The organism is Helcococcus kunzii ATCC 51366 (assembly GCF_000245755.1).
Lineage (GTDB): Bacteria > Bacillota > Clostridia > Tissierellales > Peptoniphilaceae > Helcococcus > Helcococcus kunzii.
In genome coordinates this window covers 1638320-1664185 of record NZ_JH601088.1, presented here as the reverse complement: position 1 = coordinate 1664185, position 25866 = coordinate 1638320, and the positions used below count along the sequence as shown (strand labels likewise).

General features: G+C 32.0%; 21 protein-coding genes. 17 read left to right on the top strand and 4 right to left on the bottom strand.

All coding sequences use genetic code 11. From position 1 onward, the window contains the following. Positions 1-162: 162 nt before the first annotated feature. The 5 genes from HMPREF9709_RS10155 (at position 163) to HMPREF9709_RS07465 (ending at position 4823) form a co-directional block, all read left to right on the top strand. Positions 163-1101, top strand: coding sequence for a hypothetical protein (locus HMPREF9709_RS10155; protein WP_211204499.1), 939 nt, complete (start codon positions 163-165; stop codon positions 1099-1101). Between the two features lie 544 nt (positions 1102-1645). Then, a complete protein-coding gene (locus HMPREF9709_RS07480) occupies positions 1646-1966 on the top strand; it encodes a hypothetical protein (RefSeq protein WP_005398998.1) in 321 nt (106 codons plus the stop codon). Positions 1967-2040: 74 nt separating this feature from the next. Further along, on the top strand, positions 2041-2979 hold the full coding sequence (gene pfkB / locus HMPREF9709_RS07475) for a 1-phosphofructokinase (RefSeq protein WP_005398997.1): 939 nt from the start codon (positions 2041-2043) through the stop codon (positions 2977-2979). After that, on the top strand, positions 2976-4367 hold the full coding sequence (locus HMPREF9709_RS07470) for a PTS fructose transporter subunit IIC (RefSeq protein WP_005398996.1): 1392 nt from the start codon (positions 2976-2978) through the stop codon (positions 4365-4367). Before pfkB ends, HMPREF9709_RS07470 begins: the two co-directional genes overlap by 4 nt. 12 nt (positions 4368-4379) lie before the next feature. Further along, positions 4380-4823: a PTS sugar transporter subunit IIA gene (locus HMPREF9709_RS07465; RefSeq protein WP_005398995.1), complete on the top strand. Its 444-nt coding sequence runs from the start codon at positions 4380-4382 to the stop codon at positions 4821-4823. A gap of 72 nt (positions 4824-4895) precedes the next feature. Here the strand turns inward: HMPREF9709_RS07465 and HMPREF9709_RS07460 are convergent, their stop codons facing one another. Continuing rightward, positions 4896-5612 carry a GntR family transcriptional regulator gene (locus HMPREF9709_RS07460; protein ID WP_005398994.1) on the bottom strand — a complete coding sequence of 239 codons (717 nt, stop codon included), beginning with the start codon at positions 5610-5612 and terminating at the stop codon, positions 4896-4898. Between the two features lie 570 nt (positions 5613-6182). On the opposite strand from HMPREF9709_RS07460, the gene HMPREF9709_RS07455 reads away from it, so the two are divergent. From HMPREF9709_RS07455 to HMPREF9709_RS07425, 7 genes are all read left to right on the top strand, one after another. Further along, a complete protein-coding gene (locus tag HMPREF9709_RS07455) occupies positions 6183-6467 on the top strand; it encodes a preprotein translocase subunit YajC (protein ID WP_005398993.1) in 285 nt (94 codons plus the stop codon). 18 nt (positions 6468-6485) lie between these two features. Further along, positions 6486-6965, top strand: a complete 480-nt coding sequence (agaV, locus tag HMPREF9709_RS07450; RefSeq protein ID WP_005398992.1) for a PTS N-acetylgalactosamine transporter subunit IIB — start codon at positions 6486-6488, stop codon at positions 6963-6965. Between the two features lie 33 nt (positions 6966-6998). Then, positions 6999-7793, top strand: a complete 795-nt coding sequence (locus tag HMPREF9709_RS07445; protein ID WP_005398991.1) for a PTS mannose/fructose/sorbose/N-acetylgalactosamine transporter subunit IIC — start codon at positions 6999-7001, stop codon at positions 7791-7793. Then, positions 7783-8787: a PTS system mannose/fructose/sorbose family transporter subunit IID gene (locus HMPREF9709_RS07440; protein WP_005398990.1), complete on the top strand. Its 1005-nt coding sequence runs from the start codon at positions 7783-7785 to the stop codon at positions 8785-8787. Before HMPREF9709_RS07445 ends, HMPREF9709_RS07440 begins: the two co-directional genes overlap by 11 nt. 1 nt (position 8788) lies before the next feature. Further along, on the top strand, positions 8789-9214 hold the full coding sequence (locus HMPREF9709_RS07435; RefSeq protein WP_005398989.1) for a PTS sugar transporter subunit IIA: 426 nt from the start codon (positions 8789-8791) through the stop codon (positions 9212-9214). A gap of 95 nt (positions 9215-9309) precedes the next feature. After that, complete coding sequence (locus HMPREF9709_RS07430) at positions 9310-9561, top strand: hypothetical protein (RefSeq protein WP_157573247.1); 252 nt, start codon at positions 9310-9312, stop codon at positions 9559-9561. 1042 nt (positions 9562-10603) lie between these two features. Further along, on the top strand, positions 10604-16198 hold the full coding sequence (locus tag HMPREF9709_RS07425; protein ID WP_005398988.1) for a TIM-barrel domain-containing protein: 5595 nt from the start codon (positions 10604-10606) through the stop codon (positions 16196-16198). A 963-nt stretch (positions 16199-17161) separates the two neighbouring features. Here HMPREF9709_RS07425 and lacD read toward each other — a convergent pair. The 3 genes from lacD to HMPREF9709_RS07410 form a co-directional block, all read right to left on the bottom strand. Continuing rightward, positions 17162-18139, bottom strand: a complete 978-nt coding sequence (gene lacD, locus HMPREF9709_RS07420; RefSeq protein ID WP_005398987.1) for a tagatose-bisphosphate aldolase — start codon at positions 18137-18139, stop codon at positions 17162-17164. A gap of 14 nt (positions 18140-18153) precedes the next feature. Then, positions 18154-19305, bottom strand: coding sequence for an SIS domain-containing protein (locus HMPREF9709_RS07415; protein ID WP_005398986.1), 1152 nt, complete (start codon positions 19303-19305; stop codon positions 18154-18156). 96 nt (positions 19306-19401) lie between these two features. Continuing rightward, complete coding sequence (locus tag HMPREF9709_RS07410; protein ID WP_005398985.1) at positions 19402-20331, bottom strand: 1-phosphofructokinase family hexose kinase; 930 nt, start codon at positions 20329-20331, stop codon at positions 19402-19404. 456 nt (positions 20332-20787) lie between these two features. Between HMPREF9709_RS07410 and agaB the strand changes: the two genes are divergently transcribed. The 5 genes from agaB to HMPREF9709_RS07385 all read left to right on the top strand — a co-directional run bounded on the left by agaB (position 20788) and on the right by HMPREF9709_RS07385 (position 25861). Beyond that, positions 20788-21252: a PTS galactosamine transporter subunit IIB gene (gene agaB, locus HMPREF9709_RS07405; protein WP_005398984.1), complete on the top strand. Its 465-nt coding sequence runs from the start codon at positions 20788-20790 to the stop codon at positions 21250-21252. A gap of 18 nt (positions 21253-21270) precedes the next feature. Then, positions 21271-22065 (top strand): PTS galactosamine transporter subunit IIC, encoded by a 795-nt coding sequence (gene agaC, locus HMPREF9709_RS07400; protein ID WP_005398983.1) that lies wholly within the window; start codon positions 21271-21273, stop codon positions 22063-22065. Then, complete coding sequence (gene agaD, locus HMPREF9709_RS07395; protein ID WP_005398982.1) at positions 22055-22864, top strand: PTS galactosamine transporter subunit IID; 810 nt, start codon at positions 22055-22057, stop codon at positions 22862-22864. The genes agaC and agaD overlap by 11 nt, the downstream gene beginning before the upstream one ends. A 1281-nt stretch (positions 22865-24145) precedes the next feature. Continuing rightward, positions 24146-24868: a GntR family transcriptional regulator gene (locus HMPREF9709_RS07390; RefSeq protein ID WP_005398981.1), complete on the top strand. Its 723-nt coding sequence runs from the start codon at positions 24146-24148 to the stop codon at positions 24866-24868. A 27-nt stretch (positions 24869-24895) separates the two neighbouring features. Continuing rightward, positions 24896-25861 (top strand): sugar ABC transporter substrate-binding protein, encoded by a 966-nt coding sequence (locus HMPREF9709_RS07385; RefSeq protein ID WP_005398980.1) that lies wholly within the window; start codon positions 24896-24898, stop codon positions 25859-25861. The last annotated feature ends 5 nt before the right edge of the window (positions 25862-25866 follow it).

The following is a 25866-nucleotide window of genomic DNA, read 5'->3' as shown; positions in this document are numbered from 1 at the left end:
TTATATTTCGAAGATAACCTTATAATAGAAAATCTTTTTACATTAACAGATCAGGGTAATGATGGAGATACCTATGATTTTTCTCCATTACCACAAGAAAAAGAAAAAATATTAACGTTTGATTCTGCATTTAATAAAAAGGGAAGTATTACAGATCAACTTGTGGTAGAAGGTAAAGATTATTTGCCTTATGATTTAGATGATAGAATCAATAATACTGAAAATAAAGTTGAAGTAAGATATAAACTATATATTTCTATTTTACATGATGGGACTATAGAAACTAAATTAGAGTTTGATAATAATACTTTATCTCATAGATTGAGATTAAGGATAAATGTATTATCAGAAGATGGAAAATCCATCGCTCAAATACAGAATGGATTTAACTATAATTCAACTAAAGTTATACCAGAAGAATGGCAAAAAAAATATGTAGAGAAACCGGAAAACATAGAAATATTTGATAAATCTGTTTCCGTATTGCATGATGGGTACATTTTTACAACATACTTCGATGCTATAAAAGAGTATGAAAGAAAAAATAATTATTTATACTTCACTTTATTTGCCACAACTGGACAATTAGGGAAACCTGATTTAGAATGGAGACCTGGTAGAGCTTCAGGAGATACCACAAATGAAGGTCATATAATGATGCCAACACCACTAGCTCAAGAAACGGGGAAAGTATATAGAAGGTTTGCGTTTAAGCTAGATGAAGGAACATTTGATGAGAATAAAATATATAAAAAATCTTTAGAAAGATTATCGCCATCAATTTCTTATCAAAGTCAAAAACTAAATAAATTTATCTATAGATTAGATAATAAAATTTGGCCATTACAAAGTGATAAGAAAAAACTACCAAAAGAATATAAAGGCATAAATCTCTCAAAAGATTATATTATTTCAGCTATATATCCATCATATTTTAATAGTGCTGGATATGTGATTAGATTAGCCAATCCTACTAAAAAAACTATTAATTTAGACAAGCAGTTAATAGATGATTCCAAATTTATTAATGCTTTAGAGGAACGAGTAGATAGTGCTAAGATTATTGAACCATATGATTATATTAGTTTATATATAAAATAAAATATAGCTAATTAGTAGATAGATAAAGACCTAATGATTTTGAAAACATTACATATATTTGTTTTCTTAATTATTGGGTCTTTTTATTTTTTATTATTTGGATAAGGAAAGTTGTTTTACATGTGTATTTCCCAATTCTTCATTCTCGCATGTATAGAAAAGTGCAATTTTACATGTCTAATCCGCAATTTCTCATTCCCACATGTAGACAAAAGTGTAATTTTACATGTGTGATTTGCACTCTCCATATTACGCATGTAAACGCAAGTATGGAATTACATGTGTAAACTTAACTTTTTCATTCCCGCATGTAATTTTAGAAATCCTACATGTGTAAAACTAATTTTCTCATTTTCACATGTAATCCCATTCTCGCTAACAAAATATAAAGATTCAATTTCACCAAATTACAAATTTAATTATAACTAGAATATTTCGAATTATTTAAGATATAATGAAAAAAGAAGTTTTTCCAAATATATCTACAAAACCTAGATATAATAATAGTTTAAGATCTATTATGGAAAAACGGAGAGGAGATAAAATGTATAAGCCTTTAGAGTCAGATTGGAGACTATTTAAGAAGAAAATTATAGGATGGCAAGAAAGATATATGGAAAGACTTTTAGATGAATATGCTAATTGTTTGGATAGGGATTTGCCTGTATCTACAAAGTTTTGGGCTTTAGAAAAAAGGATTAATAGTGATAAGAAGAAGCCTGGTGTAAGGCTTATGTTAAGCAGGTCTAATATGGTATTTGATATTGCGAGGCTAATTAATGATGGTGCTATTTCAATAGAAGAGATTAGTGATTTTAGTGAGGAGTTAAAGGAAACTATAAATTTTTTTCATGAAATAGAATGAGAGTAAAAGGGTATATTTAATATGATTTTACAAAACATCCTAATGATATAATTAAAGTAGAAATGGAGGAATGTATGATATATTCATTTACAGCAAATTTAGCAATTGACTTATTTGTAGAGACTGAAAGATTAGAACCAAACACTGTAAATAGAACAAATTATACAGAATTAACTGCAAATGGTAAGGGTGTAAATTTTTCTTTGGTTTTGAAAGAATTGGGGATAGAGAGCACTGTTACCGGATTTAAGGCAGGATTTACAGGTGACTTTATTGAAGAAGAGATTGAAAAACAGGGGCTTAAGACTTATTTTCCAGAGGTTGATGGGATAACGAGGATTAATATATTCACAAAGGTTTTATCTGAGGATTCTGAATATACTCAAGTTAATCCGGGCCCAAAAATTTCGGAAGAGGCTAAAAAGGAATTTGTCGAATATTTGAGACAAAATTTGAAGAAGGATGATGTTTTATCGATAAATGGAAGTTTTCCAGAGGGAATAGATGAAGAATATCTGAAGGAGATTTGTAAGATTACAGAAGAAAAATCTGTAAAGTTGATAATAGACAATTCTTCAATGTTTGTAAAAAACTTATGCAAATATAGACCATTCCTACTAAAACCAAATGAAGATGAACTTTGCGCATGGTTTAATGAAGAAGTAAAGGATGGAGAACAGTTTATTCGATTGAGTCAAGAGTTGTTAAGAATGGGTGCTCAAAATATATTGCTTTCATTGGGAAGCGAAGGTGCGATGTTTATCAATAATGACATGATTATTTATTGTAACGCTCCAAAGGGGCAAGTGGTAAATACAGCAATGGCGGGGGATACATTGCTTGCAACGTATGTAGGGGAGATTATGAAAAATAATTCTCCAGAAGAGGCATTAAAAAAATCAGTTGCTGCGGGTAGTTCTACTGCTTTTAGAGAAAACCTAACTAATTTTGAAGATGTTGATGAATTGATGAAACAAATAAAAGTGGAAAATTTAAGAAGGGGGAACGAATGAAGTACAGAATAATTGCTGCCACTGGGTGTACAACAGGTATTGCACACACATATATGGCGCAGGAAAAATTGGAAGAAGCTGCTGAAAAATTGGGTGTTACCATTAAGGTAGAAACTCATGGACAAGTGGGCATCGAAAATGAATTGACAAATGAAGAGATTCGAGAAGCGGAAGCTGTCATTATTGCCTCTGATAAAGATGTTCACGATGAAAGATTTAAGGGAAAGAGAATCATAGATGTTCCAGTTTTACAGGGAATCAAGCAACCTGAAAAATTGATTCAAGATGCATTGGCTGGAAAAGGGAAAGTAAAGTATCCTATTGACAATGAAGATTCAAATATTTTAACGAATGATGCGGATGGATCAGATTCAAATAGCATTGGTAGACAAATCTATAAACACTTGATGAATGGTGTATCTCACATGCTACCATTTGTAGTAAGTGGTGGGGTTTTAATCGCTATTTCATTTTTATGGGGAATATATTCTTCCGATCCAAACAATGAACAATTCAATGAAATTGCTGCGAGATTTAATCAAGTCGGTGGAGTTGCAATGGGATTAATGACTCCTATTCTTTCAGCTTATATTGCTCAAAGTATTGGTAAGAGACCAGCGTTAGTGTCAGGTTTTGTAGCTGGTATGATAGCAAGTAGTGGCGGAGCTGGTTTCCTTGGTGGTATTTTAGGTGGTTTCTTAGCAGGTTATACAATCAAATTGCTAGAAAGAGCATTGAGAGGTTTATCTAAGAAATTAGATGGATTAAAAGCGATATTCCTTTATCCAGTCCTAAGTGTTGTGATTGTCGGTTTGATTATGACAATAGTTGTCGCACCTATGAATTCAATCAACGAGAGCATGATGGACTTCTTGGCTGGTTTTGAAGGTTCAAACCCAATACTTCTAGGAATAATAGTAGGAGTAATGTGCGCATTTGACTTTGGTGGACCAATCAATAAAGCAGCATATGTTACAGGTACAGCATTGCTTGCACAAGGAAATTACTCATTTATGGCAGGGGTATCTGCTGCATGTATTGCACCACCATTAATAACAACATTCTCAGCATTACTATTTAAGGACAGATTCACAAAAGAAGAAAAGAACTCAGCGTATGTGAATGCAATTCTTGGCTCAACTCACATCACAGAAGGGGCAATTCCATTTGCCGCAAAAGATCCATTAAAGGCAATACCAAGCTTTATGTTAGGATCATCTGTTGCAGCCGTTTTGACCTATTTGTTTAAGGTGCAAGTGCCAGCACCACATGGTGGATTCTTAGTGTTACCAGTGGTTACACATCCATTCCAATGGGTAATAGCAATATTGATAGGTTCTTTAGTTGGAGCCGTAGCATTAGGAATGACAAGAAAAAAATCGAAATAAAGGAGCAATAAAATGGCATTAATTACAGAAAAAGACATTTTTCTATCAGAAAATTTATCAACAAGAAATGAAGTCTTAAAAAGATTAGCGGAAATTTCTGTAGAGGCAGGTATTAGCGATTCCATTGATGATGTATACAACGCCTATTTAGAAAGAGAAGAAGTAGGCTCAACAGGAATGATAAACGGATTTTCCATTCCACACGCAAAATCCGATTCAATCAAGAAACCAAAAATACTATTTCTTAGGAATGCACAACAAATCAGCGATTGGGAAACATTAGACGAAAACCCTGTTGAAGTCATCATTTCCTTCCTAATTCCAAAAGGAAAGGGTGAAGAAGAACATTTGAGAAATTTAGCAACCGTCTCTAAAAAATTGATGAAAGCAGAGAATGTAAACATCCTTAAAACGACTGATGATAAGGCGGAGATAATGGGGGTGTTGTCGGCGTAGAGATGTAAAAGAAGAGCTGTTACAGAATAACCAAAAGTCATTCTGCAATAGCTCCTCTTCTTTTAAATAAGTTTATTTAGGATAGTAAGTTGTTTCATAATTAAATCTGTCTTCAGGCGCATAAGATCTTGTAAATTCAATCACATTGTTGCCCTTGTCGTAAGAGAAACGTGTAATTTTTAGACATGACGAGTGATCTTTGGCTTTTAGATGTGAGGATTGCTCTCTGTTTAGAACTGTCGCTGAGAATGTTTCAGTGACTTTAACAATCTTTCTATTATATTTTTGTTCAAATATTTCATATAGTGGCAATTCCTCAAGAAGTTTCTTTGTAATATCTGGGAATTCATCATATTTAAGATATGTTGTTTCTAAAAGCATCGGCTCGTTGTCTGCCAATCTAAGTCTTGTGAAGTCGATAAATAGCTCATCTTCTTCTGCGTCTAAGATTTCAAGATTTTCTTTATCCAGAGTTCTAATATGGTATTCTAAAATAACGGTTTTAGGTGTTTTACCGATTTCTCGTGTTGTTTCGGTGAATGAGTAGTAATTTGACAGGTTTTGTCTATTATCTTTAGGTTTGGCAACAAAAGTACCTTTACCTTGAATTCTCTCCAACAATCCGGAATGTTCTAAATCGGTAATCGCATTTCTAACCGTTGTACGTGAAATGTCGTAAATATTACATAGTTGTCTTTCAGACGGTATCTTATCACCTACATCCATATTAGATATTTCTTCTTTTAGTGACATTATTAACTTTTTATAAAGAGTATTTGTTTCTTCCAAAATTTTCCTCTCTTAATCTCAATATTTAATAAAAATATGAATTTTTTGCTTTTTCTATAATTCATATTTACTTATATTTATAATTTTAGCATATATACATTATGTTTGCTATTCAAAATTTTAAAATGGTTATTTTCAATATCTTTAGTGGTAAGCTTTTTAGTAACCACAGGGGTTAAGTGGTCGTTACCATTTAACTATACTACATTATATTCATTAAGACAAGATATATATATTTCATTTGCAAAAAACAAATCAAACATTCACACGATTAATACTTATAAATGGCTTGTTTTCTTATATTTAAACATTATATTATAATAAAAATTATATTTTTTATAAAACGTTTCTGAAATGCTGTAAAATGCCCAAAATCATAGATTCGATATCATTGTCAAAAAAATCTTTTTTTATATAAAAGCTGAGTAATTGAGCCAATCAGTAGTATTCAGCTAATTAGAAATTATTTATTTAATAAATTATGAAGAAATTGTTTGCAAATAGTCGAAAGTATGCTATAATAAAATGGTAGTAACCACTTATATTTATATAACATAATAAGGAGGTAATATGCCAACATGGCGAGAGATATTATCTGCAGGTATTGCATTATTTATTATTATTGCAATTATGTTGCTTATTTTGCAGATAGTAAATTTAGTGAAGATAACTAAACAAAAGAAAAAATTCTCAGAAATACATTTATCATTAAAGCCTGGTGCTGAAGTAATGATTTCCAATGGTTTATATGGAAAAATCACAAGTGTTAAAGATGATATTGTTTTTGTTGAATTAGCAAAAGGTATAGAAGTAAAGGCAAGTAGATATAGCATTTCAAGGATTATATCTAATTAAAATAAAAGGGGGGAATATATGCCAAACATTTTACTTACAAGAATTGACAATAGGCTAATACACGGTCAAGTAGCTACACAATGGACAAATCATATTGGTGCAAATTTATTATTAGTAGCTAATGATAAAGTTGCGAAAGATAAGATGAGACAAGGATTGATGGACATGGCTGCACCAAATGGAGTTGCAACAAGATATTTTTCCATTCAAAAAACAATTGATGTAATTGGGAAAGCAGCCGATCGTCAAAAAATATTTTTAATTTGTGAAACTCCACAAGATGTACTTAGACTTGTTGAAGGCGGAGTTCCAATTGATAAAGTAAATATCGGAAACATGCACATGGCAGAAGGTAAAAGAGTTGTTGTTGGAGTTGTGGCAGTTGATGATGACGATGTAGAAACATTCAAGAAGCTTAGAGATAAAGGTATTGAATTAGAAATCAGAAAAGTTCCTTCAGAAAATAAAGAAAATATCGACAAACTATTTAATAATTAATTCGGTTATAAAAATCTATAAAAGGAGGAAAAAATGGATTATAACATTTTACAAATAGTACTTGTGTTTATAGTTACATTTATAGCTGCAATTGATCAGTTCAGTTTCCTAGAATCAATATATCAACCTATTGTAATGGGACCTGTAATTGGTGCAATTTTAGGCGATGTAGACACAGGACTAGTGGTAGGTGCGACCTATCAACTTATGACAATTGGTAACATGCCTGTTGGGGGAGCTCAACCACCAAATGCTGTTATCGGTGGAATTATGGCAACTGTATTTGCTATTACTTCCGGATTTGAACCAACAGCGGCTGTAGCAGCTGCAATACCATTCGCATTACTTGGACAATATGGTGTAACATTCATATTCACACTTATGTCACCATTAATGGCTAAAGCTGATGCGTATGCTCACGAAGCTGACACAAAAGGTATTGAAAAACTTAACTATTTTGCAATGGCAGCTTTAGGAACAATATTTGGAATCATTGTTTTAATATTCTTCTTAGCTGGTGCATCATATGGTAAGCAAATAGCTGAAGCAATACCTGAATGGTTGATGAATGGTTTATCAGCAGCAGGTGGAATGATGAGATACGTTGGGTTTGCAATATTACTTAAAGTAATGTTATCAAAGGATTTATGGGGATTCTATTTTGCAGGATTTGCTCTTGCAGTTATAGTTGCGGCTACAGGTAAATTAGGTGGTTCTGCATTACTATTACTTGCATTAATAGGATTTGCAATAGCATTCTGGGATTACCAAATCCAAACAAAACTTAAAAACATAGAAGCGACTGGAGGAGAAGAAGATGGAATATAATATACCTAGTTCATATAAAAACACAACTCCAGCTGAAAAAATAGACAAAAAGACACTTAATAAAATGGTGTGGAGATCACTATTTTTACAAGCTTCATTTAACTATGAAAGAATGCAAGCTTCTGGCTGGCTATACAGTATGTTGCCTGGATTGAAGAAAATTCACACTGATAAAGACGACTTATCAGCATCCATGTCACATAACTTAGAATTTTTCAACACACACCCATTCTTAGTAACATTTGTAATGGGAATAATTTTATCACTTGAACAAAACAAAGCTGATATTCAAACAATTCGTGCGGTTAGAGTTTCTGCAATGGGACCACTTGGTGGTATCGGTGACGCACTATTCTGGTTCACACTTGTACCAATCGTTGCAGGTATGACATCTAACATGGCATTACAAGGAAACATTGCCGCACCATTCATATTCTTATTAGTATTTAACGTGTTCCAATTCGGTATTCGTTATTGGCTAATGCATTGGTCATATAAGATGGGTACAAATGCCATCGGAATATTGACCGCAAATGCAAAAGAATTTACAAGAGCAGCATCAATACTTGGTGTATTCGTTGTAGGAGCATTAACTTGCCTATACGGTGGTACAACTACTAAATTAGAAATTCCAAATGGGGAAACTAACGTAGCTGTTCCAGTTGTAGCAGTAGTTGATGACAAAGAATTACCTGATTATGCAAAATATCTTTACGAAGAAAAAGATGGAAAAATCACAGATAAACTAAAAGATGATTCATCAGTTGTATCTTTAGGAAATGGCAAATCAGAAATCAAATTCAATAGAAATGAAAAACAACCAGTTAAAATCAATGTTCAAGAAATCTTGGACGGAATCGTTCCAAACGCTATTCCTTTAGCATTAACAATGATGCTTTACTTCTTATTCACTAAGAAAAAATGGACTCCAATCTACGGTATTGGTTTACTATTAGTAATCGGTATCGCTGGTGGATTCCTAGGAGTATTCTAATATGGCTAATGGAGTAATAATACTTGCCCACGGCAAATATGCAGAAGGACTAAAATCAGGCTTAGACCTAGTAGTTGGAGAAATGGAAAACCTTAAAGTAGTCAACTTTGAAGAGGGAGTCAACTTTGACATACTTGACGGCAGGATAAAAGAAGCATACGAATCACTTCAAAACTATCAAAACATAGTATTTATCACTGACCTAAAAGGTGGCACACCATTCAACAGATCAGTCCTACTATATGGGCAACAAGAAAATGTAAGAGTATTATCAGGACTTAACTTTGCACTTACATATCAAGCGTTAATAAGTGACGAACAAGATATTGAAAAATATCTAGAAGAAATAATCACAACTGGAAAAGAATCCATTGACTATTTCGAATTAGTAGAGTCCGACGAAGAAATATCAGACGATGGAATCTAACAATAAAAATTTATATATGTTGTAAAGTTCACCATAACTGCTGGGGAGGGGGTACCCCAACAGTTATGGTTGAGCTTTTAAATAGGGATGAAATAATGAAGAAAAAATACATATTTTCCATAATATTTTTAATAATACTTTCTATAGAATTCTATTTTTACAAATTTATTGATCAAACAATTTTACCTTATATTAAAATTGCGATAAACATTTTATTTATCATCTTCATAATATTCTTTCAAAGAAAACTATTTAATGAAGAAGACGAAAAACTTTCAATATTGGATTATGTTTTTATTTTAAGCTGTACATTTTTAGTAATTAGTGATATATTAAATATAAGGTAATAATAAGTATTAAGAAATATTATTTTTTTAATTTTTTCATACAGAGCCTTGGTAATCGTATCAAGGCTCTTCCTTTTTTTAAAGGAGGAATTGTGTGATTTTATGTGAGAATGAGGAGGCTGTAGAATGCGGAAAGGACTAGCGAAAATGTAGTTGATATAAGCATGGACCGTTTTTCGGTTATTTCATTTATCCTATGAAACAAAGCGTTCGAGCCCATTTGGAACTAAATTTTAAAAAAAGGGATTTACTTCCATTCATGATAGGATCATGAGGAATGGGGCATTAATATCACTTATATTTTAAGAACCTTTAGACTTTTCGATTGCAACTAGCACCAAATATGAAAATACAACAAATGGTGCTAAAATTTTTTGGCGAAATTAGCACCAAAAAGGCGAAAATTTAATATGGTGCTAATATATTAAAAACTGATATTTATGGTGTTTGTTTTCCTGGGCCAACACCACTAACATCACTTCCACCTCCAACTGGAATCCCCCAACCCCAAATCACTCCATTCCACCCACAAACCTCACAACCACAATCGCGTACCCCTCTTCTACAAAAGTTCCACACCTACGATCCCGGAACCTTCACCCCTCATCTTAAAGTCCAACAACAAACCACAACCCTCACACCTCTAAAGTTCCACACTCGACCACAATGCCACACCCTGCAACCCCAACAGATATTGATGCACCAAAAAATTCTCCCCCTCCACAATGGTAACTACCATTTATATTCTCTAAAATATTTGAAAATAAATTAATCCAACATTCTTTTCATTGAATAATTTCCCATCAATACTGTATTTATTAACATCTCCAAAGGATATGCTTAATTTCTCCTCAAAAAATATTTTGCCAATTCACTTTCTAAAAGTTAAATATTATTAACATTTTTGTAATCACTGGTAATATCCACTTGCGCGTTATGTAACCGCTTGCGCAGTAAAAATGGTGATAACAATTTCATCCCAAATCGTTGATATTTAAATCGGTGTTTTGATATAATCCAAGTAACATTAAAAGGAGGGAATATGCGAAAATATCAATATTTTAGAAGAATTTTTAGTCTACTTTTAAGTGCGATTATGTTATTAAATATGATCGGATTTAAGAATACATATGCTCAGGAAATGGATACAGCATATAAAGGTTACAACCAGTTGGGAACTGTTGAATCTTTTGAACAAGATGAGTATTCAACGGTTCTAAATATTAGTACTGGGGAAAAGGTAAGAGTTCAATTTTACAAAGATAACCTTGTCAGAGTGTATATGGATCCTACAGGGGAGTTTGTAGAAGACCCTGTTCCTAATAACGAAGAGCATAAGACCACACCGATTTTACATGATTTCGATCATTATAAATCAGAAGGATTGGCGGTAAAGGCTACTGTTAAGGAAGAAAATGGAAAGTTAAAAATCGCTTCTAAGGATTTAGTTTTAGAAGTTGATAAAGCTACTTCAAAAATGAAATTACTTAATGGGGATAAAGTAGTTTTTGAAGAAAGTAAACCACTTAATCATAAAGATGGAAGTACTATTCAAACTTTAGCAAATGATAAGAATGAATACTTCTATGGAGGTGGTGTTCAAAATGGTAGATTTTCTCATAGAGGAAAAGTTATAAAAATTGTTAATGAAAACAGGTGGACTGATGGGGGAGTTTCATCTCCAGCACCATTTTATTGGTCAACAAATGGTTATGGGGTTGTGAGAAATACATTCAAACCTGGACAATATGATTTTGGTTCATCTGATGCGAATGTCGTTAAAACAATTCATAATGAAGACAGAATAGATGCATTCTATTTTGTTGGTAAAGGTCCAAAGGGTGTGTTAGACGAATACACTAATCTTTCAGGTAAACCTGCATTTCTACCAGAATTTGCTTTTTATCCTGCTCATTTAAATGCATATAACAGAGACCAATGGGTTGAAGTTGCAGAAGGCAGTCGTGGTGCAAAATTATTTGAAGATGGAAAATGGTATAGAGATTATCAACCAGGACAATATTCTGGAGATGATGGACATAAAGAAACATTAAACAATGATGACCAATTCTCCGCAAGAGCTGTTATTGATAGATATATTAAGAATGATGTACCATTAGGATGGTTTTTACCTAACGACGGTTATGGTGCGGGATATGGTCAAACTGATAGTTTAGATGGAGATATTGAAAATCTAAAACAATTTACTGAGTATGCAAATAGTAAAGGTATTGAAACTGGACTTTGGACTCAAGAGGCATTGCATCCAAAAGATCCTGAAAATCCTAAGAAGGGCGAAAGAGATATTGAAAAAGAAATCTCTGTTGCTGGCGTTAGAGCGTTAAAAACTGACGTGGCTTGGGTTGGATATGGATATGATTTTGGATTAGATGGTATTGCTGATGTATATGAATACCAAAAGAAAGCAACAAATACAAGACCTAGCATTGTTACATTAGATGGTTGGGTTGGTACACAAAGATATGGTTCAATTTGGACTGGTGACCAATCTGGTGGTAACTGGGAATATATTAGATTCCACTTACCAACATATATCGGTACAGGATTGTCAGGTATTCCAAATGTAGGTTCAGATATGGACGGTATTTGGAGAGGTAGTCCATTAATAATGACACGTGATACACAATGGAAGACATTCACTCCTATTCAATTATATATGGATGGTTGGGGAACATATCAAAAAAATCCTTGGGAACATGGAGAACCATATGTTTCAATTAATAGAATGTATCTAAAAATGAAATCACAATTCATGCCATACACATATACTCTAGCAAAAGAAGCTACTGATACAGGTATGCCAATGATAAGAGCTATGTTCTTAGAATTCCCTAATGAATTTACTCATGGAACTGGCACACAATATCAATATATGTTTGGTAAAAACTTGTTAGTTGCACCTGTGTATCAAGATACACAAATGAATGAAGAAACTTACGATGACGTTAGAGACGGTATTTATCTACCAGAAAATGAAACTTGGATTGATTATTTCACAGGTAAACAATATGAAGGTGGACAAATATTAAACGGATTTGATGCACCATTCTGGAAGCTTCCAGTATTCGTTAAGAATGGTTCAATCTTACCAATGTACAAACCAAATAATAACCCAAATCAAATAGATAGAAGTCATAGAATATTTGATATCTACGCTGATGGTCATAGTGAGTTTGAAGTATTTGAAGATGACGGTAAGACATTCAATTATGAAAATGGAGAAAGTGCGACTACTTTAATCACAGCAGATCAAAAAGACAAAAACCTTGAAGTAAATATTAATAAGACAAAAGGTAATTATAAAGGAATGGTTTCAGACAGATCAACAGAATTATTAATTAATGTGTCTGAAAAACCTGAAACAGTAAAAGCATTAGCGAATGACACAACTATTAATCTTAAAGAAGTGAAGACGTTAGAAGAATATGAAAATAGTGCGAATGTTTATTTCTATGATGAAAATGTTGATTTGAATCAATTCTCAACAGAAGGTTCATCATTTGAAGATGTTGAAATCAAGAAAAATCCAGTACTTAAGGTTAAATTAGCTAAGGTAAATGTTAATGAAACTGAATTGAAGATAAATCTTACAGGATTTGTAAATGGAGATAAAGTAGAAGTTACAGATGAAGTATTACCAAGCGTTCCTACAAATTTAAGAGCAAGTGAAGTAACTCATGATTCAATTAAATTGGCATGGGATGAAGCAGAAAATGCACAAACATACGAAATCGAATTTGAAGGAAATGTTTATACAAATATTAAAGGGATTGAAAAAGCATTTGAAAGTCTAAAAAATGGTACAGAATATACATTTAATATTAGATCAAGAAATACAAAAGGTGTTTCTGATTGGTCTGAAGAACTAAAAGTTACTACTGAATTAGATCCTTATAGAAATGCTATAAAAGCGACAAATGTAACGATCGATAAGGAAGATCAACCTGGTACACCAGTTAAAAATATGTTCGATTTAGATCCAACAACTGCATGGCATACAAAATGGGGTATTTCTCAAGTTCCAATCACAGTTACAGCTGATTTAGGTGGCATATATAGCTTAGATCATTTGGAATACATTCCACGTGAAGATGCAGGAAATGGAACAATCACTAAGTACAAGATATCTACAAGTTTAGATGGTAGACATTGGGATGAAGGTAAGGATTTAACATGGGAAAGAACAGGTAATCCAAAAAATCACGATTTCGGCGATCTAAAAGCAAGATATGTAAGAATATTAATTAAAGAAGCAGTGGGCGGATTTGGTTCAGGTTCTGAATTCTATATCTTGAAGGATAATGGATCAAAGATGGAAATCTTAGGAGATACAAATAACGATAGAACTGTTGATGCCTCAGATTTAACATTCTTTGAAAACTATTCAGGTCTTAAACCAGTAGATTCAGACTGGAATGGATATGTTGAAAAATTCGACTACAATAAGAATGGTTTAATCGATGCCTATGATATTAATTTAGTTCAAACATTAGCAGAAGATAGACAATACACAAATGAGAAGAAAGTTGCAGGAGATATTGTCCTATCCGCAGATAAAACTGAAGTTAAAAGTGGAGAAAAACTTACATTAACTCTTAAAGGAAAGGGACTAAAAGATGTAAATGCATTAAGTGCTGAAATTCCACTAAATAAAGATAATTTCAAACTATTGAGCATCTCAAAAGCTGAATTAACAAAAGATATGGATTCATATTCTAAAGAAAGAACCCATACTGATGGTAAGACAGATATTTATATGATGTTAGGAAATGGCAATATCAGCCCAATTAATACTGATGGTGAATTAGCAACAATTGAATTACAAGCGTTGAAAGATACTGTAGTTGACTTTAACATGACAAATGCTCAATTAGTTGATAAAAATCTATTCTACAAAGAAGCTATTGGAGAAGAAGAAAAAGAACCAACTCCAGAAGTTGAAGTTACTAGAGTACCAATTGATGAAATTGTAGTTTCAGGTGATGAAAGTGCGTACGAAAGTAAGAATGGTGCTCCTCTATCAAATGTAAACGACGGGGATAGAACTTCATTAGCAGAATTGAAATGGAATTGGGAAGCTAACTGGGATGAAAATGGAAAATTACCAGAAAATGTTAAACTGCCACAAACTATTACATTGACACCACAAGGTGAAAGAGAATTACTAAATAAAGTAATAGTTGCAAAAAGACCTAATGGTAATGGTTCGTTGAAGAATATTACAGTAAATGTCTATAACGGCAAAGAACTAGTATTTACTAAAGATCACCAATTCAAAGTGGACGATGCTATAGCAGAAATATTAACTAATGATATTGCATATACAAAGGTAGAAGTAATCGTTAAAGATACCTACGATAAAGTTACAACCAATTATATGATGTCAATTGGAGAAATTGAACTTTATGAAATACCTATGAATGATGAAAAATTAAAAGAAGAAGTTGAAAAACTAAAACAAGACTTAGCTGAAAAAGAAAAAGAATTAGCTGAAAAACAAAAAGAATTAGATTCTAAGGAAACTGAATTAACAGAATCTAAAGATAAGATATCAGAACTTGAAAAAAGCCTAGAAGCGGCAAATCAAGAAATAGCAAAACTTAAAGAAGAAATCAATTCTCTTAAAGAAAAAGTTAAAGCACTTGAAGATGAAAAAGCTGCTCTAGAAAAAGAAATTGCTGATACAAAAGCTGAATTAGATAAAGCTAAGAAAGAACTTGAAAATATTTTAGAAGATCCTGAATCAGAAGTTGCTAAAGCTAGAGCGGTAGTAGCGGAATTAACAAAACAATTTGAAGAATTAACTGCACAAAAAGCACAAGTTGAACAAGAACTTAAAGAAAAGACTGAAAAAGTTAAATCTCTAGAAGCTAAAGTTTCTGAACTTGAGCAAGAAGTGAAAGATAAGGAACAAATTGAAAAGGATAAGAAGGAAGCTGAAGATAAAGTTGTAGAGAAAGAAAAAGAAATTTCAGACCTACAAAAAGAAGAAGCTAGACTTAAGGAAGAGCTTGAATCTATGAAGAAAGCGAAAGAAGAAGCTGAAAAGAGAGCTGAAGAGCTAGAAAAAGAATTAGCTGATAAAGAAAAACCTGAAGAAAGACATGGTTGGGAACAAGTTGGAAGTAAATGGACATATTACGACCACGGTAAACAAGCCAAGTCAGAATGGAAATGGATAAACAAGACATGGAAATTCTTCAATTCCAAGGGTGAATCAATGGCTCAAACATACCACGAAAATAATAAAATCTGGCTATCACTTGAAGGACCTGAAACAAGATATCAAAAAGGCTGGTGGACAAACCCTGAAAATGGTGCAAAATACTACTTCAGATTAAGTTCCGGCTCAATGGTACAAGGTAAACAATTTATCGACGGCTCATGGAGATACTTCAGAAATTCAGGAACACTTGCCACAGGCTGGCAAAAACTTCCACTAGGTTGGATGTACTTCAGAGAAGGCACAGGCACTCAAGCGTACGGCTGGCAATACATTGACGGTGTATGGAGATATCTAAGACCTTCTACAGGTACAAGAGTTTCTGGAAAACAATGGATTGACGGAAGATGGTACAACTTTACTTGGGATGGAAGACTGATTGGAAAAAGATAGATGAAAAAATGGAAAAAGAGGCTTCGGCCTCTTTTTTCTGTTGTGGAGAAAAGGAAGAGGAGGATACCCCGGAGGAGGGTATATACCGGTTTAAATAGAGAGGTGTAAGGAGTGAGTGTTGTGGAGCAAGATTTTAAGTGCAGTTATTTCAGAATTTTCGAGAAGTAATGGTACCCAAATACCCTGGGGAGGTATAAAAAAGAGTATAAATTAAAAATTTGTGGTCTGAATTTACCACTCGGGAGTATAATAGATACCATAAAATTTTATGTATTCAGAAAAGTTGAATATGAAATGAAAAATAAAAGGGAAAATTAAGAAAATAGAGAAAAATCAAATAAAAAGTGAAATTATTAACATAAAATATGGTACTAAATATACCATAGAGGGGTTATTTTAGACCATAAAAAAATTTTGTATGGTCTTAGAAATACCCTAGAGGGGTATAAACGGACCATAAAATTAAGTGTATTTAATAAATTAATTAAATAAATATACACAACACTGCATTTCAACCCATAATTCCGCTAATCTCACCAAAAAAAACCATCTCCACGACCAACACTCCCATCTTCCAGAAAATCCATTATACCTCAAAATCCCATCTCCACGCACCAACACTCTCATCCTACAGAAACTCTTATATACCTCAAAATCCCATTCCCACGCACCATCATTCCCATCCTCCAGAAAATCCCATTATTGTCCACATTTTTATTCCCACACCTATCACTCTCTTCCTCCAGAAAGTCCATTGCACAAACTCCCATTCCAACACCCAAAAACACCCTAAAAATTCCATTTTAAAAGCACAGAACCTGCTACAAGATGACTGTGAAGTCATTTGTATCAGGCTCTGTACTTTTTATGATTATGGTACTCAAATAATTTTACAATTAAAGTATATACCATTTTATTAAAAAAAGCAAGCGTAAATCATGTGGTTGCAAATTGTGAAGAGGATTAGTTTGTACCAAGTTTTTCTTTCCATGATTTACATGTTTCATTTATTACTTTATTTAATGATTCGATGTTGTCCTTACCTGTAGTTTTAATCCATTCTATTCCGTCTTCTTTGTTTTCTAGGAATACATCTACGCCGCCAGCCCAAGTTGCTCTACCGCAAAGTACACCGTGGAATTCTGTTCCGGCTTCATTTGCAAATCTTAGAGTGTCTTGGAATAGTTCTGCACTAACACCAGCACTTAGATATAGGATTGGAAGATTTGTGTTGTCGGATTGGTCTTTGAAATGTTTTAGAGCTTCTTCTCTAGTGTAAACATAGTCATCAGAGAATCCTTCAACATAGTTCATATTTACAGGAACTTCTAATTTTAGTACGTCAACATTGTATTGTTCTTTTGAGAATTCTTTAATTGCACTTAAAACTTTGTGTGGTTTAACTTTGGCAAATTCTTTTGATTTTTGGTCTTTGATTTTGTTGTCGTATGTTAAGATTTCTAGGAAGAATGGCATATCTTCAGCAAGACATTCTGATCCAACTCTCTCAATAGAAGCTCTTTTTTTGTCATTGTTTTCTTCAGTATCGTCTGCATCGTAGTAAAGTAAGATTTTTACTGCATCTGCACCCATTTCTTTGATTCTTTTAACTGAAAGATTTTCTGTTAAATCTAATAGTCTGTAGTCATCACGATAACCTGTAATTTCGTACGCCATTAGTAAACCAGCATCTTTATCTCTCTTGTTGATTGCATCTAAACCATAAACTGGATCAAGTAGGATTGAAGAAGCGTATGGCGTTAAGTGTTCTGAAATAAGGTTTTTGTATTCCTTAATTTTTGAAGTTCTTTCTTCGCCTTCAATACCAGGCATCATTTTTTCGAATGCACCTCTTTGGTCAATTGCTAGTGCTGCGATTACGCCATCTTTATTTGATAAATTTTCAAGTCTTTTAAATTTTTGTTCTGATATAATTTTCATATTTACTCCTAAACTTATTTATATTCGTGAATTGTAACGCCTTTTACAACTCTGTTAACTGTACCTGTTTTAGATGGTGTATCAGTTTCGTTTCCTACATAAACTGAAGCCATTACAGAGAATAGTTGAGCGATGATTACATACACTAGTGCGATATAAACATCTTCAATATTTTCTGGAGTGTCAATTACAAATTGTTCAAATTCTACATCAAGTTTTTTAGGGGATAGAGCTAAAATTTTTCTTGCAATATTATCTCCGTGAATTTCATTCAAGATATCTAAATCATATTGTCTTGTGTAATCATTGTTTGAAACTAATCCCACGATGAATGTTTTATCATCGACATATGATTTAGGACCATGTCTGAAACCTAAGCTTGATTCATACATTGAAGAAATATTTCCTGCAGTCAATTCTAAAATCTTCAATCTACATTCATTTGTAAGTCCATATAATGGGCCAGAGCCAAGGTAAATTATTCTGTCAAATTCAAAATCACCCAATTCGTTTATTCTATCTTCTTGAGATAAAACATAATCTGCTTGTTTAGTAATATATTCAACTCTAGTTTTCTTTTCTTCATCACTTAAAGTGTCAAATATTAATAAGGAACTTAGCATCATTGATGAGAATGATGAAGTCATTGCAAATCCCTTATCATTTGTACCTTCAGGCATTAGTAAAACATAAGAATCATCTCTTGTACCCAATTGTTGAGCTAACTTACCTTCTGGTGAACATGTGATCGCTAAATGATGAATGTTATCGATTAATTTATCTGCAAGTTTTACAGCAGCTAAACTTTCAGGAGAGTTACCACTTCTTGCAAATGAAACTAACAATGTTGGTTCATTCTTTAAGTGAATGTATGGAGATGAAACAATATCTGTTGTTGCAATTGATTCAAATCTAAATCTATCATTCTTTCCTAAATAATCAGCAATAATGTTTCCCACATATTCTGAAGTACCAGCCCCTGTAAAAACAACTCTAACTTTTTCTTCTGATGAATCTTCAATTGATTTTAGAAAATCATCAATCTCTTGAGAATACTTATTGTAATTTTCAAAAGCTATCTTCCATTTTTCAGGTTGATGACTAATTTCTTTTAATGTATTTTGATAGTGTTTTGCATCGACGTTTTGATTTCTTAATTTAAACATTTCTCCTCCCTAATTTAAATTTCTATTTTAGTTAACTGGTTACTACCACTTTAATTATACTATACTCCCATTCATAAAACAAAAACAAATCTCAAACTAAATTTCATTTACCACAATTTTTTCTAAAGTTGACTCTAAATTGTCAATATTGATGTGACCAATTTCTTCTTCTAAAGCATTCAATACACCGCATGCCATAGAATATTTCAATGTAGCTACTTCACTCAAATCATTACTAATAGAATATGCCAGCCCAGCAATTGAAGAATCTCCACTTCCCACTGGATTGATCGCCTCAATCTTAGGAACTTTGCATTCATAATATTTATTATGAATCTTAGCAACACAGCCATCTTTTCCAAGACTTATAATCACGATTGGAATGTTCTTAAATGCTTCTTGCTCTAAAAGTTCCCTCTTAGACATTGAATCAATTTTTTCTCCAAACAAATCTCTAATTTCATCAATATTTGGCTTAATAGCATAAGGCTTTTTCTTCGCATCAAAAACAATATGTCTAAGATTAGCCCCAGAAGTATCAATAATTACTTTATTGTTTTCTAATATATCCAACATCCTATCATAAAATCCGCTATCCAAACCATTTGGTAGAGATCCGCTACAAGCAAAAATATTTCCTTCATCATCCATTGAAGACAAATATTCAAAAAATTCTTCATTTTCACTTTTAGAAATATTTGGACCAGCCTCTCTAATTTCAGTCGTAGTCCCATTCAAATTATCGTTTATAGAATAAGTCGTTCTTGTCTCTCCGTCCGTATCAATAAATTTATTTTTGATACCAATTCTCTCCAACTCATTTCTAATATAGTTTCCACTATTTCCACCTAAAAATCCCGTAGCCAAAATATCACTACCCAAGATTTTCAGCACCTTCGAAACATTTAACCCTTTACCACCGGCAGTCTTAAATATCTTAGAAACTTTATGTATATTATCTATTTTGAAATCCTCAATAAAATACGCTATATCTATTGCAGGATTAGGCGTGATTGTAATTATCAATTTTTGCTCCTTTAAATAGTTTTTTACAATAGTTTTACTATGTAAGAATGTATACGACTTCTTCTTTTTCATGCTGAAACCCATTTATATCGAAATTACAGAACCCGGTAATTCTATAGCTCTCGAAATCTTCAACAATTAATGCTTAGTCGAATTTTCTAAAATTACATATATTACTTTGTACCAACTGGTTATTACCATATTTCTATTATATATAAAAATAAGAAAATAATAAAGGGAAGAATGTAATATAATTTGTTGCACCACGATAATATTACCTAAAAAAATATTAATATTTAATTTCCTTTAATTTTAAGCAAAATCAAAATTATATTATTTGTGAAAATGTTTACAATTATGTAAAATAGTGATATTCTTATTTTAGAACTACAAGTTAAAATTGGTTATGACCAATTTAGCGAATATTTTGTAATAAATGAGAAGGAAGGAGGGGAAATGCCAAATATATTACTAACAAGAATAGATAATCGTTTAATTCATGGGCAAGTTGGGGTAACTTGGGTTAGAAGTTTGGGAGCAAATTTGATTGTTGTTGCAAATGATGATGTTTCAAAAGATCCATTACAGCAAAAATTAATGTCAATTACTGCCGATAACTCTGGAGCTGGAACAAGATTTTTCAGTTTGGAAAAAACAATCGAAATTATTCATAAAGCTTCAGCGTCACAAAAGATATTTCTTGTTGTGAGAGATATTCAAGATACCAGAAAACTTATAGAAGGCGGGGTTCCAATTATGGAACTAAATTTAGGAAATCTTCATTTTTCTGAAGGGAAAAAGGAATTTTCAAAAAAAGTTTATTTGGATGAACAAGATATAATTGATTTAGATTTTATTAAGTCTAAAGGAGTAAAAATCTATGCTCAAGATGTACCAAATGACAAGATAAAAAATTATTAAAAAGAGAGGAGCGAATGTATGAATATAACATTAACGCAAGGTATTTTGCTCTCAATTATGGCATTCATCGTTGGTGTTGATTTTTGGCTAGAGGCATTTTTTATTTTTAGACCAATTATCGTATCAACTCTCACAGGAGCCATTTTGGGAGACTTAAAACTTGGTATTATTGCGGGCGGTTTAACAGAATTAATCTTTGCAGGATTAACTCCTGCGGGAGGTACACAACCACCAAACCCAGTTTTAGCAGGTGTAATGACTGTAGTATTAGCACATACAACAGGCTCATCACCAGAAAAGGCAATAGGTCTAGCATTACCTTTTAGCTTTTTGATGCAATATATAATTTTATTCTATTATTCAAGCTTTACAGTATTTGCCTCTAGTACAGACAAGTACGCAGAAGAACTTAATGATAAAGGAATTATTAATAATGCAGTAGTTGCCACATTAATTGTTGGTATAAGTTATTCAATAATAGTCTTTCTATCAGCTTATGCTGCTCAAGATGCTATGAAATCTTTAGTAACATCAATGCCTGAATGGTTAAGTCATGCATTCCAAGTAGCAGGAGGCATTCTTCCTGCGATAGGTTTTGGGCTATTGCTGAAAACTATGCTAAAAGCAAAATATGTTCCATATCTAATTTTAGGTTTTATACTATCCAACTTTATTCAATACAGTAATTTACTTCCAATTGCTGGAATAGGTGTAGTTATAGGACTAATTTCATATTTCAACGATGTTGAATTAGAAAATAAACTGAAAACTGTACCAAGTAGTAGTGAACAAGGAGATGAAGATGGAATCTAACAAAGAAACAAAAAAAGTTTTAAGCAAATCCGATATAACAAAAGTTGGTTTAAGATGTACATTACTTCAAAGTATGTTTAATTATGAACGTATGCAATCAGGTGGTTGGCTAATTTCAATGTTGCCAGAATTAAAGAAAATCTACAAAGACGACAAAGATGGACTTAGAGAAGCTATGAAAGACAACTTAAACTTTATCAACACCTCACCACCTTTAGCAGGAATGTTAATGGGAATGCTTCTATCACTTGAAGAAGCAAAAGCAGAAAGAGAAACCATATCAGGTCTTAGGGTAGCCTTGTTTGGGCCAATCGCGGGAATAGGCGACTCGCTATTTTGGTTCACCCTTCTACCAATTGTTGCAGGAATATCCGCATCATTTGCTCAAGAAGGAAACATTCTAGGACCATTAATTTTCTTCCTAGTTTACTTAGGAATGTTTCTTGTAAAAATCCCATTCACTCATTTAGGCTATAACGCAGGCTACAAAGCAGTTGACACAATCGCAGAAAATGCCAAAAAAATTGCTCACGCTGCAACAATCCTAGGTGTAACAGTAGTAGGAGCCCTAATAGCAAACTACGTAAACATAACTTTACTACCAGAAATAACCATGGGTGAAGGAAACGTGGTAAACATTCAAAAAGACCTAATTGACACAATATTTCCAAAACTATTACCATTCTTATACACAATATTGATGTACTACTTAATGAAGTTCAAAAAAGTAAAATCAACAACCTTGATTATCATAACCTTCTTAGGTGTAATGGTATTATCCTATTTAGGAATATTATAAAAAAAACAAAAGAGCTGTTACAGAATAACTTTTCGGTTATTCTGTGACAGCTTGTTTTTTATATTTAGATAAAGGATATTCAGGTTTAGCAAAAAATTATCATAAAGAGTAAAAATTTGGAAAAAGTTCAGTAGAAAATCAAAAATTAAGAAAAAAAGCTGTTGAATTTAAAAAATTGTCAGTATAGAATGAGAATCTGAAAAAAAAAGCTGAATATTTACGATTGAATTTCAGTATAGAAACGAAAAAAATCAAATTAAGCTGAAATTTTAGAAACAATTTCAGTATAAAATAAAAATTTGAAAAAAAAGTTGAGTTTTGTGACAAAAAGTTCAGTATAGAATTGAATATTAGCGAATTAAGCTGAAACTTAAAAAAAAGCTTCAGTAAAAAAAGATAATCTTAAGAAAATAGCTGAATTTTCAGATAGAGGTTCAGTAGAAAAACGTATATTACCAAACATAGCTGAAAATACAAAACTTTATAAGCTAAGCTATCGAAAAAAAGTGATAAGCAGAATACTATTAACTAAACTTCTACATTAAATTCTTTATTTTAGAATGTTGGTTGAAATGGATTTTTGTAGGTTAGACGTAAAAAAATATGAGATTACATGCGAAAAGGAAGATATTGGAGTTTCACATGTAAAAAATTTGTCCATTTACATGTCTAATCATCAAATCTTATAATACACATGTAAAAAAATTTGTCCATTTACATGTGTAATCAACAATTCCTATAATACACATGTAAAAAAATTCCAAGGATTACATGTACATAATAGAAATCACAAAATATACATGTAAAACCACCACATCAATTACATGTATAGAATGAAAATCCTATAATATACATGTAAAATCTGTCCGCCCATTACATGTGTATAAGAAAAATCCTAAGCTATACATGTAAAGCTAGCATAGAATGTACATGTATATATCATAAATTGTCCATTACACATGTAATTGTTTCATTCAATATACATGTATAAAACAATCTCGTTAAATATTTATATAATTCTGACTTTTCAAAGATTATCTATTAAATTCGTCCTAAAGAATATATTATTTCCTACACAAAAATTGTTTTAGAATATCGTATTCAAAATATGACATAGAGTAAAACTGCACATTTAAGATACTTGAATATGGATAAAATAGATAATTTACGAATTAACACTTTTAATATATGAAAACATTTACTTGACAAAATTAAAAACATAATATATATTTACATTAACCGGTACGTACCAAATGGTTAGTACCTCATTTAGGAGGGAAAGTGGACAATAAAAATACTCAAATGACTTTATATGATCAAGTCATAGATAAAATAATTGATTATATTGACAATAATAACTTAAAGGCTGATTCAGTAATACCGTCAGAAAGGGAATTAAGTATTAAATACAACGTAAGTAGAGCAACAATAAGAAGAGCATTGAGTGAACTTATTCAAGAAGGTATTTTATATAAAATTCCTGGAAAGGGAACTTTTGTATCACAAAAAAAATTCAAAAAAGACTTGTTGAAATTTTATAGTTTTAGTGAAGAAATGAAAAAATTAAACAAGACTCCATCATCAAAAATATTGTCATATAATATAATTATTTCAAATAAAAAATTGGCAAAAATAATGAATTGTAAGGAGGGGGAGAAACTATATAAGATAGAGAGAATAAGATATGCAGATGGAGAGCCTATTATGTATGAAATAAACCATTTACTTTATAATAGGTTTTTAGATTTGAGTGAAGTAAGGATTAGAAGCTATTCAATGTATGACATTCTAATTAAAGAATATAATGTTGAATTTAGTAGTGCTTTAGAAACTTTACAACCTGTAATAACTAGAGAGGCAGAAGCGAAAATGTTAAATTATGGGGCTGGTCTTCCTAGTATGTTAATAGAAAGGATAACAAAAGAAAAAGATTTAATAATAGAATATACAAAATCGGTAATAGCAGGAGATAAATTTAAATATCAAATAAATTTGAAGAGATAAATAATATATAAGAGAAAAGGAGAAGAAATGAAAAATTTTAAAAAATTACTAAGTTTAGTATTGATATTAATTACTATGTTTAATCTTGTGGCTTGCCAAAATGGAGAAAAAAAAGATAAAGATTCAAATTCTGGTAAAAAAGAATTAACTTTTGCATATACAGTACAAACCCTTAATAATCCATATTTTACTACTCTAACTGAAGGTTTTGAAAAATATGGAAAAGAAAAAGGAATAAAAACAATTATAGGTAATGGTGATCAAGACCCTTCAAAACAAATTAGCCAAATTGAAAACTACATAAGTCAAAAAGTTGATGCAATTGCGATTGCTCCTACAGACGATAAAGCGTTAAAAGATGTTGTTAAACAAGCTCAAGATGCTGGAATACCAGTAATTGCAACTAATCAAAACGTTGAAGGAGTCGATGCTTTTATTACTGTTCCAGAGTATGAATACGGAAAAGTAATTGGAGAAGTAGCTGCTAAATGGATAAATGAATATTTTAAAGATGGAGTTGAAGTTTTAGTATTAGATTATCCAGAAATTGAGTCTATTATTGCAAGGGGTGATGGAATTCGTGATGGTATTACTAAAAATGCTCCACAAGCAAAAATAGTACAAAGTATTTCAGCGAATACTCCTGAAAAAGGAATGCAAGCAATGGAGGCTACTTTACAAAAATATCCAAATGTAAAAGTTGTTGTAGGAGTAAATGATGCTGGAGTTCTTGGAGCATATGAAACAGTTAATGCGTCAAATATTGATAAGAAAAACTTCTTTATGGGCGGATTAGATGCAACAGATCAAGCTTTGAAACTTATTTCTGAAGATAGTATATATAGAGCAACTGTTGACATTAATCCTAAAGGAACAGGAGAACTAATTGTTGAAACTATGAAAAAAGTAATTGAAAACGGACCTATTAAAGAAATGATTCCTATAGATATGGTTCCTGTAACTAAGAAAAATATAAAAAATTATATTAAATAGATTGG